Origin of the sequence: Enterococcus sp. DIV1328a, from assembly GCF_050536905.1 — a bacterium.
GTDB lineage: Bacteria > Bacillota > Bacilli > Lactobacillales > Enterococcaceae > Enterococcus > Enterococcus faecalis.
The window spans coordinates 665,390-679,706 of record NZ_CP172912.1; the positions used below are offsets into that span (position 1 = coordinate 665,390).

General features: G+C 38.3%; 13 protein-coding genes. 6 read left to right on the forward strand and 7 right to left on the reverse strand.

The genetic code is table 11. The features are described from left to right. Nucleotides 1-8 precede the first annotated feature (8 nt). Nucleotides 9-320 carry a hypothetical protein gene (locus tag IGL93_RS03220; RefSeq protein ID WP_002366283.1) on the forward strand — a complete coding sequence of 104 codons (312 nt, stop codon included), beginning with the start codon at nucleotides 9-11 and terminating at the stop codon, nucleotides 318-320. 46 nt (nucleotides 321-366) lie between these two features. On the opposite strand, the gene IGL93_RS03225 is transcribed toward IGL93_RS03220, so the two are convergent. From IGL93_RS03225 to IGL93_RS03235, 3 genes are read right to left on the reverse strand one after another with little or no spacing between them, the layout of a single operon-like run. Beyond that, complete coding sequence (locus IGL93_RS03225) at nucleotides 367-1,521, reverse strand: pyridoxal phosphate-dependent aminotransferase (protein ID WP_002355768.1); 1,155 nt, start codon at nucleotides 1,519-1,521, stop codon at nucleotides 367-369. Nucleotides 1,522-1,536: 15 nt separating this feature from the next. Then, nucleotides 1,537-2,259: an amino acid ABC transporter ATP-binding protein gene (locus tag IGL93_RS03230; RefSeq protein ID WP_002355769.1), complete on the reverse strand. Its 723-nt coding sequence runs from the start codon at nucleotides 2,257-2,259 to the stop codon at nucleotides 1,537-1,539. Next, on the reverse strand, nucleotides 2,252-3,715 hold the full coding sequence (locus IGL93_RS03235) for an ABC transporter permease subunit (protein ID WP_002355770.1): 1,464 nt from the start codon (nucleotides 3,713-3,715) through the stop codon (nucleotides 2,252-2,254). The genes IGL93_RS03230 and IGL93_RS03235 overlap by 8 nt, the downstream gene beginning before the upstream one ends. Nucleotides 3,716-3,885: 170 nt before the next feature. On the opposite strand from IGL93_RS03235, the gene IGL93_RS03240 reads away from it, so the two are divergent. The 5 genes from IGL93_RS03240 to adhE all read left to right on the forward strand — a co-directional run bounded on the left by IGL93_RS03240 (nucleotide 3,886) and on the right by adhE (nucleotide 10,077). Next, nucleotides 3,886-4,992, forward strand: a complete 1,107-nt coding sequence (locus IGL93_RS03240) for an iron-containing alcohol dehydrogenase family protein (RefSeq protein WP_016617482.1) — start codon at nucleotides 3,886-3,888, stop codon at nucleotides 4,990-4,992. 158 nt (nucleotides 4,993-5,150) lie between these two features. Beyond that, complete coding sequence (gene tgt / locus IGL93_RS03245) at nucleotides 5,151-6,296, forward strand: tRNA guanosine(34) transglycosylase Tgt (RefSeq protein WP_002355772.1); 1,146 nt, start codon at nucleotides 5,151-5,153, stop codon at nucleotides 6,294-6,296. Nucleotides 6,297-6,356: 60 nt separating this feature from the next. Beyond that, nucleotides 6,357-6,755, forward strand: coding sequence for a preprotein translocase subunit YajC (gene yajC / locus IGL93_RS03250; protein ID WP_002383336.1), 399 nt, complete (start codon nucleotides 6,357-6,359; stop codon nucleotides 6,753-6,755). A gap of 261 nt (nucleotides 6,756-7,016) precedes the next feature. Then, a complete protein-coding gene (locus IGL93_RS03255) occupies nucleotides 7,017-7,322 on the forward strand; it encodes a post-transcriptional regulator (protein WP_002355774.1) in 306 nt (101 codons plus the stop codon). Nucleotides 7,323-7,479: 157 nt separating this feature from the next. Continuing rightward, nucleotides 7,480-10,077, forward strand: a complete 2,598-nt coding sequence (gene adhE / locus IGL93_RS03260) for a bifunctional acetaldehyde-CoA/alcohol dehydrogenase (protein ID WP_002388933.1) — start codon at nucleotides 7,480-7,482, stop codon at nucleotides 10,075-10,077. Between the two features lie 44 nt (nucleotides 10,078-10,121). Here the strand turns inward: adhE and fni are convergent, their stop codons facing one another. The 4 genes from fni to mvk are packed head-to-tail and all read right to left on the reverse strand — an operon-like array spanning nucleotide 10,122 to nucleotide 14,197. Next, nucleotides 10,122-11,165: a type 2 isopentenyl-diphosphate Delta-isomerase gene (gene fni, locus IGL93_RS03265; protein ID WP_010775665.1), complete on the reverse strand. Its 1,044-nt coding sequence runs from the start codon at nucleotides 11,163-11,165 to the stop codon at nucleotides 10,122-10,124. Further along, nucleotides 11,149-12,255, reverse strand: coding sequence for a phosphomevalonate kinase (locus tag IGL93_RS03270; protein WP_002355777.1), 1,107 nt, complete (start codon nucleotides 12,253-12,255; stop codon nucleotides 11,149-11,151). Before IGL93_RS03270 ends, fni begins: the two co-directional genes overlap by 17 nt. 2 nt (nucleotides 12,256-12,257) lie before the next feature. Then, nucleotides 12,258-13,253 (reverse strand): diphosphomevalonate decarboxylase, encoded by a 996-nt coding sequence (mvaD, locus tag IGL93_RS03275; protein WP_002358822.1) that lies wholly within the window; start codon nucleotides 13,251-13,253, stop codon nucleotides 12,258-12,260. Further along, nucleotides 13,253-14,197, reverse strand: coding sequence for a mevalonate kinase (gene mvk, locus IGL93_RS03280; RefSeq protein WP_002355780.1), 945 nt, complete (start codon nucleotides 14,195-14,197; stop codon nucleotides 13,253-13,255). Before mvk ends, mvaD begins: the two co-directional genes overlap by 1 nt. Between the last annotated feature and the right edge of the window lie 120 nt (nucleotides 14,198-14,317).

Genomic DNA, 14,317 nt, shown 5'->3' on the forward strand with positions numbered 1-14,317 from the left:
GCAAACAAATGACTGAAAAAATTGCTGTTTTTACAGGGAAATTAGCAGAGGCTGGTGTGTTAAATGAGACGCAGCCATTGTCAATGCGATTACATTTAGAAAATATCCAAGCAGAAAGTGATCCAGAATCCATTGTTCCCTTATTTTCTCATGGGGTAATTTTAAACATACTTGTTGAACAGTTAGAGGAAAGTATCCCACTGTCTCACTTGAAAAAAGGAACCAAAGTCCGTTTCACAGTCGTGGGCTTGCCACCGATGACTATGTCGATTCCACCGCATGTTGGTGGGCAAGCGATTGAATTGATAGAAGAAATCTAAAAAGCTTCTGCATTAGCTATGATTATTAGCTAATGCAGAAGCTTTTTTATTCAAAGGTCATTCTTTCAATTCGATCGAACGCTTCCTTTAATAAATCTAAATTTTGTGTTGCGGCTAAGCGAATGTACTCATCGCCCGTTGTTTCACCAAATGCTTTTCCAGGAATCACTAATACCTGTGTCTCTTTTAAAAGCTTTTCCACAAAAGGGACGGAAGTTAGTCCGGTTTTTTGAATGTTAATGAAGGCGTAAATACTTCCTTTGACTGGATGAAGCGAAAGGAAAGGGATCTTTGCTACTCGTTGGGCCACATACTCTAAACGTGTTTGGAACACTTCAACGATTGGGTCTACAAATTCGTCAAAATGTTGTAACGCATAGATTCCTGCTTGCTGTGACAACGTAGGCGCAGAATACGTAACGCCTTCATTAATTAATTTGGCTACTTCGTTAATATAGTCTGGGGCAATCATATAACCAATACGCCAACCAGTCATTGCAAAGGCTTTTGAAAAGCTACCAAAAGTGATAGTATTTTCTGGAGCAAACGTAGCCATGGGAGTAAACGTTTCTTGGAAACAAAAGGCTTCATAAACTTCATCTGAAAGAATGTATAAGTTGTGTTCAATCGCTACCTGTGCAATTTCTCTGAAAGTTTCTTCAGAGAAAACAGCGCCTGTCGGGTTATTCGGTGAATTAAGAATAATCGCTTTGGTTTTAGGCGTGATTTTTTCTTTCAAAAGAGCTACATCAATTTGGAAACCATCTTCTTCATAGGTTGGCAAAAAGACCGGAACGCCATCTGCTAAAAGAACTTGGTCTTTATAAGGAGAGAAGTAAGGTTCATGAATAATCACTTCATCTCCAGGATTTAGAATCACTTGTAAGGCAAGGTACATTCCATGCAGAGCGCCAACTGTGGCCCGGACTTGATTCGGTTGAAAAGATAATTGATAATGTGACTGATAAAACTGAATGACCGCCTCAATGAATGCCTCGCTACCATCAGAAGCGGTATATTTTGTATGCCCATTTTTGGCATCGTTAGCTGCTTGTTCGATAATCCGCTCATCGGTAATTAAGTCAGGGTCACCAATCGATAAATCGATTAAATTTGGGGTCTTTTTCGCCAATGTTGCAATATCCATGAGTAAATTTTCAGTAGGTTGTTGGTAACGTGTTGCGATATTCTTGCGATCCATACCAGGTGCTCCTTTTTATAAAACTTTTCTTAGAAAATCTTGTGTTCTTGGGTTTTGTGGCGCATCAAAAATTTCTTCAGGTGTGCCTTCTTCTTGAATGATTCCTGCATCCATAAAAATGACACGGTCCGCGACTTCTTTTGCGAAGCCCATTTCGTGGGTAACCACTACCATTGTCATCCCTTCAATAGCTAAATTTTTCATAACGGATAGCACTTCACCCACCATTTCAGGGTCTAAGGCAGAAGTTGGTTCATCGAACAGCATCACGTCAGGGCGCATGGCTAAAGCACGAGCAATCGCTACCCGTTGTTGTTGCCCACCAGAAAGTTGAGCGGGATAATTTTCTTTTTTATCTGATAAACCAACTTGTTCTAGTAAAGAAAGAGCATGTTCTGTGGCTTCGGCAGCGGCTTCTTTTTTTACTTTAACAGGACTAATCGTTAAGTTTTCCAAGACATTTTTATGCGGGAAAAGATTGAAATTTTGGAATACCATTCCCATTTTTTGACGAAGTTGATCAATGTTGGTATTTTTATCTAATAAATTTTTTCCTTCAAATTCAACGCTGCCACCAGTTGGTGTTTCTAATAAGTTCAAGCAACGTAAAAAAGTACTTTTACCACTGCCAGAAGGGCCAATAATTACGACAACTTCACCAGCTTCAATTTCTAAGTCAATTCCTTTAAGTACTTCATTTTTTCCGAATGTTTTCTGTAAGTTTTTAATGTTAATCACTAGTACTCATTCTCCTTTCAGCAACACCTAATAGACGTGAGATAGTAAAGGTTAGGACGAAATAAATCAACGATACAATTAAGTAAGGTAGGAAGGGTTTAAAACTTGCTCCTTGAACGTTGCCAGCTTGGAAAATTAGTTCTGAAACACCAATGACTGAAACAACGGAAGATTCTTTAATTACTGTAACAAATTCATTGCCTAACGCTGGTAAAATATTTTTAATAGCTTGTGGGAAAATGATGTATCGCATTGCTTGGTTTTGATTCATTCCCAAAGAACGAGCAGCTTCCAATTGTCCTTTATTAACTGCCTGAATACCAGCACGAATAATTTCTGCTACATATGCACCACTGTTTAAAGAAAGAGCAATACAACCAGCTGCTACTTTTGATAAGTCTAAACCAAGAACGCCTGTCCCGAAATAGACAATAAAAATTTGAACAAGCAAAGGAGTGCCACGAACATATTCAATATAAGCAATGGCAATGCCACGTAAAATTTTGGAATTGGCTAACTTCATTAAGGCAAGTAATGCCCCTAAAATGGCACCAAACAAAACACCAATGAAAGCTAGGAAAATGGTATAGCCCGCACCGTTAAGGTAGAACTTTCCATACTTTTGTAAAAAGCTTTGATCTTTTTGGAACATTAATTGATTGGCTTCTTTTTTATAACCGTCCATTAATTTTTGATCATTAATTTGTTTAATAGAGGCATTTACTTTCTCCGTCAAAACGGGCGCATCTTTAGGAAAAGCAACGGCAGTATCTTTTGAGCCTTTTTCAAAGGTAACATCAGCAAAAGCTAAATCCTCATTTTGAGAAACATAGGCTTCGCCAACCGGTTCTTCCATAACGACTGCATCTAATTTATTATTTTTTAGATTCATAATTAAATCTGGAATTTTTTGAAGAGAAGTAGGGACAGCACCGGTTAATTCGGTTTTAATTAATTCTTCTTGTGTCGTTTGCTTTTGGGCACCTGCACGAACGCCTTCGAAATCTTTAGTGGAATGAAATTTATCTTTGTCTTCTTTCCGAACAATGACTCTTTGTTGAACGTTCATATATGGTTGAGAAAAAGCTACTTCTTTTAATCGTTCAGGCGTTGGCGACATGCCAGAGATGACCATGTCAATCTTGCCAGTTTTTAAGGCCCCTAACAGAGCATCAAAGCCTAGTTCTTCGATTTTTAATTTAACGCCTAAATCGTCGGCAATTTTTTGAGCAATAGAAATATCAAAACCGACAATTTTATCTTCACCATCTACTTTTGCATGAAATTCATAAGGGGCATAGTCTGCGGATAAGCCGACAACTAGTTCTCCCTTTTGGATGATTTTGTCATAGACTGGATCGTTTTCGGCTGCAAAAGTTTCTTTAATAGGTAATAATGAGAGCAACAAGAATAAAATTGGTAAAATCGTCTGTAGCCATTTTTTACATTTGGTCATTTGCGTAAACTCCTTTTTGTATTATTTTTATAAATATTCAAAAAAAGCGAATAAATGTATAAAAATTTATTGTGTTATGATGTGGTTTATCATATCATAGAATATGTAAAAGGAAAAGTAGTAGAGTTGAAAAAATACAACTTTTTCAAAAAAATTTTCAAAAGTCAAAAATGAAGGGGATTTTCAAGATGGAACAATCATTAATTGTGAGAGGGACACCACAAGAGTATCTTTGCGAAATTGGTTCGTGGGAATTATTAGAAGGACAACTATTATGCAGAAATATTCATCGTGTATTCATTTTACACGGGACTGAGTCATGGCAAGCGGCAAAACCGTATTTTCCGACGTTTCAAAAAGTAACAGCTGTTTTTGAAAACTATGGAGGTGTTTGTACAGATCAACGTGTGCAAGAGTTAGAAGCGCAAGTGCTGGACAATCATTTAGAGGCCATCGTCGCTGTTGGTGGAGGAAAAGTGGCCGACTTGGGCAAAGCCTTAGCACACAAAATGGCGTTACCGGTAATTATTTTGCCCACTTTAGCAGCTACTTGTGCGCCGTGCACGCCATTGAGTGTAATGTATCGAGAAGATGGAGCAATGGAACGGTATGACGTTTTTCCGCAAGCAAACGCTTTGGTGTTGGTAGAACCAAGAGTGTTATTGCATTCGCCTCGGTCCTTAATGGTGGCAGGTATTGGGGATACATTAGCTAAATGGTACGAAGCAGATGCGATTATTTCGCAGTTAGATGTCCAAGTGTTACCTATTCAAGTTTCTCATTTTGCCGCGGAAAAATGTCGCGATATTTTGTTAAATGAAAGTATCAATGCTTTAAAAGCGATGGAAGAGCAGCAATTAAATCAATCGTTTATTGATGTCATCGAAACGAATTTAATTATTGGTGGAATGGTGGGTGGCTTTGGCGATGATTATGGTCGGACAGCGGGTGCCCATTCCATTCATGATGCACTAACTTTGCTGCCAGCTAGCCATCAACAATTGCATGGAAACAAAGTGGCGTATGGTGTGTTTGTTCAATTAGCCATTGAAGAGAAATGGCAAGAAATCGATGAATTAATTCCTTTCTATCACCAACTAGGTTTGCCTATTTCTTTAAAAGAAATGGAGATGGACTTAACTGAAGCCGAGTATCAAGAAGTAGCAGAACGTGCTTGTATAGAAGGCGAAACGATTCATTATATGAAACAAAAAATTACCCCTGAAATTGTGAAAACAGCGATGCAAGATTTAGAAAAATATACAGCGACAAAATAAGTGCCAAACAGCAACTAGCTCATTTGAATTATTTGAACTAGTTGATGTTTTTTAAGGATCCTTTTTTGAAAAAAGAAACCTTGAGAAATCCTTGCAAATTCAATAAAAAAAAAGTATGATGATGGGAGGACAAATTATAGTAGAAAGTAGGGAAATGAATGACGGAACCAGCCATTCGTTATCGTTTAATCAAAAAAGATAAACACACAGGTGCGCGTTTAGGTGAATTAATTACTCCTCACGGCACATTTCCAACACCAATGTTTATGCCGGTAGGTACACTTGCGACAGTTAAAACAATGTCACCAGAAGAATTAAAAGAAATGGGTGCCGGTGTTATTTTAAGTAATACTTACCATTTATGGTTACGCCCAGGTGAAGATTTAGTCGAAGAAGCAGGCGGTTTACACAAATTTATGAACTGGGATCAACCTATTTTAACTGATTCAGGTGGCTTCCAAGTCTTCTCATTAAGTGATATGCGGAAAATCGAAGAAGAAGGTGTGCATTTTAGAAATCATTTAAATGGTTCAAAAATGTTCCTTTCTCCAGAAAAAGCGATCAATATTCAAAATAAATTAGGATCAGATATTATGATGAGCTTTGATGAATGTCCACCATTTGATGAAAGCTATGAGTATGTCAAACGTTCGATTGAACGGACTTCTCGTTGGGCTGAGCGTGGCTTAAAAGCCCATGCGAATCCTGATAGACAGGGATTATTCGGTATTGTTCAAGGTGCGGGATTTGAAGATTTACGTCGTCAAAGTGCTAAAGATTTAGTGAGTATGGATTTTCCTGGCTATTCGATTGGTGGCTTATCTGTTGGTGAGTCTAAGGAAGAAATGAACCGAGTCTTAGACTTTACGACACCGTTAATTCCTGAAAATAAACCACGTTACTTAATGGGTGTGGGTGCCCCTGATTCATTAATTGATGGAGTGATTCGTGGGATTGACATGTTTGATTGTGTGCTACCAACACGTATTGCGCGCAATGGTACTTGTATGACTTCACAAGGTCGCTTGGTTGTTAAAAATGCCCAATATGCAAGAGATTTTCGTCCGCTTGATGAAAAATGTGATTGTTATGTTTGTCGTAATTATACGCGGGCCTATATTCGTCATTTGATTAAATGTGATGAAACATTCGGAATCCGTTTAACATCGTATCATAATTTATACTTCTTGTTAGACTTAATGAAAAATGTCCGTCAAGCAATTATGGACGACAATTTATTAGAATTCCGACAAGCGTTTTTTGAAGAATATGGCTTTAATAAAGCGAATGCAAAAAGTTTCTAAAAATTAGAGGAAAAAACTAGTTCTTCAAGCATTTTTTTGATACAGTTAGTAGTGTGAATAATGCAGAGTGAGGTGAAACAAATGGGTGGCGGATTTACAATGATTTTTACATTAGTCCTTTTAGGAGGAATGATGTTTTTCATGACACGTTCTCAAAAGAAACAACAACAAGAACGTCAAAAACAACTAAACGCAATGAAAACTGGCGATAGTGTTGTCACAATTGGTGGTTTACATGGTGTTTTAAGTGAAATCAACGAAAAAACAGTTTTAATCGATTGCGAAGGTATTGTCTTAGAATTTGACCGTGCAGCAATTCGAACTGTAACACCTGGAACTGCTGTTACAAATGATTCAGCAGTAACTAGTGTACCAGTCACAGAAGTTGAAGAGACAGTCACAGAAGAAGTAACTGAAGTTCCTGAAACATCAGATCCTTCAAAAGAAAAGAAAGACTAAACGGTTCAACTAATTCATTTAATGGTTAGAGAGAGCGGAACAGGCTTTTCAAAGGCGAAACTGTGACCAGTAGTCACACGAGAAAGCCAATAAGAAGAGATAATTCCTATTCCGCTCGTGTCGTTTATCTTAAAATGTAGGACTAGGAAGGTAGGTCATTTGGACTTACGTCCTAAGTCCTTTTTAACTATTAAGTTTACAAAAAAGGTTCCTTTTTATAGTGTTGGAAGATAGTTAAAAAGTGAGCAATCTTTCGCTTGGTTGGAAGGAGAAGAGCCCATGACAAAGGAAAAATTAAGTTGGTTACAACAAAAAATGCTCAATAAAAGTATTAAAAAGAAGTGCCAAAATTTTCGTGAACTAGGTTATTCTTCCATCAACGAAGAAGATTTATTGACTTATTTACTCACCTATCGTTGGAAAAAACAAACCCATTTATCTGTCAAAGACTGTCGTAAAGACATTCAGAAGGTTAAGCCAAATGAATTTTTTGACTATCAACAATTATTGGCACAGACATCAAAAAATCCTTTAAGGGACTGGCATGATATTGAAGACTTATTCTAGAAAAAAGAATAGGTCTTTTTTTTTGAGATAAAAAAAATTATAAATAGTTGTGAAAAATATCACAAAAACTATTTACAAGATTCGTTTTATGTTGTATGATGTGAATGTGAAATAGTTAACAAAGTTTTTTTAAAATGAAACTCTTAGGAGGATGAACATGGTTAAAACAGTAAAAAAAGAAAAGACAGAAACGGTTGATGTTTCATCAATGATTGATGAATTAGCAACAAAAGCGAATGTCGCTTTAAAAGCAATGGAAGATTTTACACAAGAACAAGTAGATCACATTGTCCATCAAATGGCGATGGCGGCGTTAGACCAACATATGCCTTTAGCAAAAATGGCTGTCGAAGAAACTGGCCGTGGAATCTATGAAGATAAAGCAATCAAAAATATGTATGCATCTGAATACATTTGGAATAATATTAAACATGATAAAACAGTGGGTGTAATTAACAAAGACGAACAAACCGGTTTAATGGAAATTGCTGAGCCAGTTGGCGTGGTATGTGGGGTCACACCAACAACAAACCCAACGTCAACAACTATTTTTAAATCACTAATTGCCTTAAAAACAAGAAATCCAATTGTTTTTGCTTTCCATCCTAGCGCACAAAAATGTTCGGCAGAAGCGGCACGTATTGTACGGGATGCGGCGATTGCAGCAGGTGCACCAGAAAATTGTATTCAATGGATTGAACAACCATCGATTGATGCAACATCTGCTTTGATGAATCATCCAGGGATTGCCATTGTTTTAGCAACTGGTGGCGCAGGCATGGTAAAATCTGCGTACTCAACAGGTAAACCAGCACTAGGCGTTGGTCCTGGGAACGTACCAGCTTATATTGAAAAAACGGCTAAAGTAAAACGTGCGGTTAATGATTTAATTGTTTCAAAATCATTTGATAATGGAATGATTTGTGCTTCTGAGCAAGCGGTCATTGTGGATAAAGAAATTTATGCTTCTGTCAAAGCTGAGTTTGAAGCACACAATGTTTACTTCGTGAAACCGAATGAATTACAAAAACTAGAAGATGCAGTGATGAATGAAGGCAAATACGCAGTAAATCCAGCGATTGTCGGTAACTCTGCAGAAAAAATTGCTGAATTAGCAGGAATTAGCGTACCAAAAGGCACAAAAATTTTAGTCGCTGAATTAGAAGGTGCAGGTCCAGAATATCCATTATCAAGAGAAAAATTATCGCCAGTTTTAGCAATGATGAAATCAAACAATGCAGAGCATGCTTTTGAACTATGTGAAGCGATGTTAAACTTAGGTGGTTTAGGACATACAGCAGTAATTCATACAGAAGATGAAGAGTTACAAGTTGCTTTTGGTTTACGTATGAAAGCTTGTCGTATTTTAGTGAATACTCCATCAGCAGAAGGCGGTATCGGTAACATTTATAACGAAATGATTCCATCCTTAACACTTGGTTGTGGTTCATACGGGAAAAACTCTGTTTCTAAAAACGTATCAGCCATTAACTTAATTAATATTAAAACGGTAGCGAAACGGAGAAATAATATGCAATGGTTTAAATTACCTCCAAAAATTTTCTTTGAAAAAAATTCTTTACAATATCTACAAAAAATGGAAAATGTTGAACGTGTCATGTTAGTTTGTGACCCAGGTATGGTTCAATTTGGCTATGCAGATATCGTACGTAAAGAGCTACAAAAACGTAAAAATGATGTGAAAATCGAAGTATTTTCTGATGTTGAACCAAACCCATCAACAAATACTGTTTATGCAGGTACCAAAATGATGGTTGATTTCCAACCAGATACAGTGATTGCCTTGGGTGGCGGTTCTGCAATGGACGCGGCGAAAGGCATGTGGATGTTCTATGAACACCCAGATACAGAGTTCTTTGGTGCAAAACAAAAATTCTTAGATATCCGCAAACGGACATATAAAATTGCCAAACCAGAAAAAACACAATTTGTTTGTATTCCAACTACTTCAGGAACTGGTTCAGAAGTTACACCATTTGCCGTTATTACTGATAGTGAAACACACGTGAAATATCCGTTAGCAGACTATGCGTTAACACCAGATGTAGCGATTGTTGATCCACAGTTCGTAATGTCTGTGCCAGCTTCAGTCACTGCAGATACAGGTATGGATGTTTTAACACATGCTATTGAATCTTATGTTTCCGTGATGGCTTCAGATTACACACGTGGTTTAAGTTTACAAGCAATCAAGTTAGTTTTCGATCATTTAGAAAATTCAGTGAAACGTCCAGATATGGAATCTCGCGAAAAAATGCATAATGCATCAACCATGGCAGGGATGGCATTTGCTAATGCATTCTTAGGTATTTGTCACTCTATTGCTCACAAAATTGGTGGGGAATATGGCATTCCACATGGTCGTACAAATGCGATTTTATTACCACATATTATTCGTTACAATGCGAAAGATCCATCAAAACACGCAATGTTCCCTAAATATGATTACTTCCGCGCCGATACTGATTATGCAGATATTGCAAAATTCTTAGGCTTAAAAGGAAATACTACCGCAGAATTAGTAGAAGCTTTAGCAACAGCAGTAGCAGACTTAGGTAAATCAGTCGGAATTGACATGAACTTGAAAGCCCAAGGTGTCTCACAAGAAACATTAGACACAACGGTTGATCGTATGGCAGAACTTGCATATGAAGACCAATGTACAACTGCAAATCCGAAAGAACCATTAATTAGTGAACTAAAACAAATTATCTTAGATGCTTATGTAGGATAAAAGAACTCAAATAAAGAGACCAGAACATTAATGTTCTGGTCTCTTTAACGTTTTGCGAAAACAGTGCTGTCGATACCACGGTTATGACACCAATTAACTAAAACTGGATCGAGGATAAGTGCGGTACTCGTCAATTCTTCTGTCGTCTTTTTTCCTAAAAGAGTATAAAGCATTTTCACTTCTTCTTGCCATTGCTGTACAAGGACTAAGGTATTTTCTAAACCATTTTTACTCATAAGGGAAGCTAAGATAGTCCCAGCAACTCCCATGCTTTTGGCACCTAAAGCGAGTCCTTTGACAATATCAAGAGAGTTACGCACACCGCCAGAGCCGAGAATAGTTAGTTTCTTTTGCCAATTTTGTGATTCCAGAAGAGAGATGACCGTTGATTGCCCCCAATCATCTAAGAAAGAAAGTTCTCGTTTTTTCCGCCGGGCATTTTCAATTTGTGTAAAACTCGTTCCGCCTTGGCCGCTCACATCCGCTGCTTGAACGCCGATAGAGGTGAGTTTTTCTAAGGTTTCTTGGCTCATGCCAAAGCCAACCTCTTTGACAATGACAGGCACTTCTACGGCCTGTACGATAGCTTCAATCTTGGTTAGCCAATTAGTGAAATCACGATCTCCTTCAGGCATGACCAATTCTTGGGGCACATTTACATGGATTTGTAAGGCATTCGCTTGAAATAAATCAAGCGCTCGCTTTGCTTCTTCCACACCCAAGCCTGCACCAATATTGGCAAAAATGAGTCCATCTGGGTTTTCTTTTCGCATAATTTGATACGTATCCGATAAACTAGCATCTTTTAACGCTGCCGAGACAGATCCTGTCGCAACTAAGAGGCCAGTTTCTTTGGCAATAATGCCTAATTGCTGATTAATTTCTTTTGCACGCTGACTACCACCTGTCATTGCATTGACATAAAAAGGTTGGGGAAGCTGAAAAGAAAGAAACGAAGTGGAAATATCCACTTCGTTAACAGCGGATTCAGCAAACGATTGGTGAACAAAACGCACACGATCAAAGTCATTACTTTTTTCTTTGTGGAACGCTTTAGCTAATGATAGATGTTCATCTTTTCGATTCATGCTTCTCCTTACACTCCTTTTGACCATAGGTATAGACGTGAAGTGGCAGTGGGGTAATTCCGTCTTTTTCCCAAGCAGTCATTAATGGTAAAATCCCAGATTTTTGGCGGAAAATTACAATCCCACAATCGCCCCCGCCAGCGCCAGAAGATTTCGCAGCTCCTGTATAAGATTCAGCCAAATCACAAAGATTTTTCAAGGCTTCTGTTTCGATTACCACACCAGTCAGTGAAGATAATTCGGCAAGCAATTGGCGATTTTTAGTAATTTGTTTTTGAATAACAGAAATTTTTCCTGTGTTAAAGCCATTAATCATTGTTTCGACACAAAGCCGACTTTTCATTAAGAACTGCTCATAAGCCGCTTGTTTTTCTTCTTTTGATTGATGGACTCGATCAACTAAGTCTGAAGTGGACGCAGGGCTACCTGTCCAACCAATTAGTAAACGTAGTTGTTTCGGTACTTTTAACGGAAAAATCATTAATTCAGGCCAGTCCATTGCTAACAAATCAGTTAATGTTTCAGTGGCTACTTTTTGATTGACCCAATCATGATCGAAGGTTGAAAAGGCAATCCAGCCCCCGTAACAGCTGGCGGCGATATCTCCGCAAGAACCATTTCCTTGAACGGCTAAGTGAGCTAATGCTGATAATTTGAAAATTTCCTCATTTTCCAAACCTAAATCATAAAAAATATTCAAGGCTTTGACAGTTCCAACGGTTACCGCACCGCTTGAACCAAGACCATATTTTCGTCCATTTGAACTATCTAATTCACTCGTCACTTTTAAATGATAAAATGACAATTCTTTGTTTTGCTCTTGCGCATATTTTTCAGTTAGATGAATCGCCGCTAGAACATAATGAAAGGGATTTTCGCGAATATCTAATACGAGCTCACCATTTCGGCGTGTCCAACGAATAGGTAAAGAGCTGTATTGTGCAGATTGAATACTGCCTTCATCTGTTGTTTCTTCGACAGTTACAGTTACGAATTGATCCACAGCAACGATAATGGCAGGGTGGCCAGGTTCAACAACGGCATATTCTCCTGCAATAAATAACTTTCCTGGCGTAGTAACTTCAATCATGCTTATTTATCCATTCCTTTCGTTTCAAACAATTCAATTCCGGGACCAGCAAAAGCTGGGACTAACTGCTCTTTTGAAAAATGTTCACTTAAAAATGTTTTTAATGCTTCTAAGTTTTTCTTTTCGACTAAGACCTTGACATTCGGACCTGCATCCATTGTAAAGTAGCAAGGAATTCCTTTGGCCCGTGCTTGGCGAACTAAAGCCATCGCTTGTAAGCTGCCTGGGGACCAGTAAGTAAATGGAGGGACAGCGCCTAAGGTTGTTCCATGCATCCTTAACCCATTGGCTTCAATGATTTCTCCTAAACGAGGGAAGTCTTTTGTTTTAATTGCTTCATGAACTTGGGATAAATCTTTTTCCACATTGTCCAACCAACCTTGATAAAAGCTAGAAGTTTCTACTGTTCGTTTCATTCCATCACGGCTGGAAACATCTTTTTCGCCATCGTTAATTAAGATAAAGAGCATGGCCAATTCGTTTTCCCAATTATTGGCTGGAATATTTTCAGCAAACGAAGTTTCATCAGAGTGGCCTTTGTTCCATTGAGCAAAACCACCAAAAATGCTGCGACAAGCAGAACCTGAACCACGTCGCGCTAAACGTGATAAGTCTTTTGCTGAAAGATTTAATCCTAAGGCTACGTTACAGGCCCCTGCTAAAGCAGCTAGACCACTCGCTGAAGAAGCCAAACCAGCTGCAGTAGGCACAAAATTTTGACTTTCCACTTTTGCAAACCAAGTACAATCGGCTTGTTGACGAACAAGGTTCAAAAATTCTTTGACTTTTTTTGTTTGTTTTTCGTTTTGCAAGGTACCATCTAAAATAAATACATCTTCTGAATAATGGGCATCAAATGTCACAGTTGTTTCTGTGTAAAAGGCATCTAATGTTAATGATAAACTACTATTCATTGGTAAAATGTATTCTTCATTGGCTTTTCCCCAATATTTAATCAGAGCAATATTTGTATGCGCTCGTGCTTTTCCTGAAAGCATTACTTTTTCACCTCTAATGATTGAATCCATGTAGCAACAGCTCCATTTTCTTCTAAAGTCTGTGCAATGGTTTGTGCGGTCTTTTTATTATCTGTTAAGGCAATCATACAGCCACCGCGACCGCCGCCGGTTAATTTTGCTCCTAGAGCGCCATGTTCTAGAGAGAGAGCCACTAGTCGATCCAGCATATCGTTGCTGACGGTTAATTGCTGGAGTTGCTCTTGCGCTAACGTCATTAGCTGACCTAATTTTTGTTTATCATCTTGTAAAATTGCCTGCTTCGCTTCTTTAGTAAAAGAACCTAATTGTTTCATTGTTTCAGCGATTGCTGTGGGATTATTTTGAGCTAGCTGCGCAATGTCTTTCACTGCTTCACGTGTTTGACCTTTAATTCCCGTATCAGCTACTACTAAGTAGGCATTAGATAAATTCATCGAGAAATGTGTGGGCGGAAATCCTCTAGTAAAAAATAAGGGATCAGCGCCGCTTGTTGCTGCGGCATCGATACCACTAGGATTGCCATGAGCAATTTTCTCACTTAAGGAAACAAGCTCAAACAATTCTTGATATGTATAAGCGTAATCAAAATAATCAAAAAGGCTTCGAACGATGGCCACAGCGGTTGCTGCGCTTGAGCCCATTCCTCGTTCAGCGGGAATCGTACTTGTTAAGGTCAAAGTGCCTTTAAATGTATCTTCCTTTAAAAAATGTAAGGTTTGCTGAACAACTTCCTTGATATTTGCTAGCTCTTGGGGCACGTCTTCAAGCAATCCTGTAAAATATGCACAATCAATCTGCATAGTTTTTGCCGGGGTAAAGACGGCTGTGATTTCTGTCGCTTGAAAAGGAAAGGCGATTGCTGGTTCGCCGTAAACAACGGCGTGTTCCCCCATTAAAATGATTTTTCCCGTCGCTTGACCGAGGCCTTGTTTTTTTATATTCATTCACTGACATTCCTTTTGAGTAGAATCGAGTATAGGACAAAAGACGTTCTTGGATTAGAAGAACGTTTGTCATAATCTCTTCATGATTTATAGGAAATGATTCCAAAAGTTTCTCTTGTT

What these genes read in the sequence shown, in the direction of transcription:
- IGL93_RS03220 (WP_002366283.1), top strand. Translation starts at nt 9, where the DNA reads ATGACTGAAAAAATTGCTGTTTTTACAGGGAAATTAGCAGAGGCTGGT.
- IGL93_RS03225 (WP_002355768.1), bottom strand. Translation starts at nt 1,521, where the DNA reads ATGGATCGCAAGAATATCGCAACACGTTACCAACAACCTACTGAAAAT.
- IGL93_RS03235 (WP_002355770.1), bottom strand. Translation starts at nt 3,715, where the DNA reads ATGACCAAATGTAAAAAATGGCTACAGACGATTTTACCAATTTTATTC.
- IGL93_RS03240 (WP_016617482.1), top strand. Translation starts at nt 3,886, where the DNA reads ATGAAGGGGATTTTCAAGATGGAACAATCATTAATTGTGAGAGGGACA.
- tgt (WP_002355772.1), top strand. Translation starts at nt 5,151, where the DNA reads ATGACGGAACCAGCCATTCGTTATCGTTTAATCAAAAAAGATAAACAC.
- yajC (WP_002383336.1), top strand. Translation starts at nt 6,357, where the DNA reads ATGCAGAGTGAGGTGAAACAAATGGGTGGCGGATTTACAATGATTTTT.
- adhE (WP_002388933.1), top strand. Translation starts at nt 7,480, where the DNA reads ATGGTTAAAACAGTAAAAAAAGAAAAGACAGAAACGGTTGATGTTTCA.
- fni (WP_010775665.1), bottom strand. Translation starts at nt 11,165, where the DNA reads ATGAATCGAAAAGATGAACATCTATCATTAGCTAAAGCGTTCCACAAA.
- IGL93_RS03270 (WP_002355777.1), bottom strand. Translation starts at nt 12,255, where the DNA reads ATGATTGAAGTTACTACGCCAGGAAAGTTATTTATTGCAGGAGAATAT.
- mvaD (WP_002358822.1), bottom strand. Translation starts at nt 13,253, where the DNA reads ATGCTTTCAGGAAAAGCACGAGCGCATACAAATATTGCTCTGATTAAA.
- mvk (WP_002355780.1), bottom strand. Translation starts at nt 14,197, where the DNA reads ATGAATATAAAAAAACAAGGCCTCGGTCAAGCGACGGGAAAAATCATT.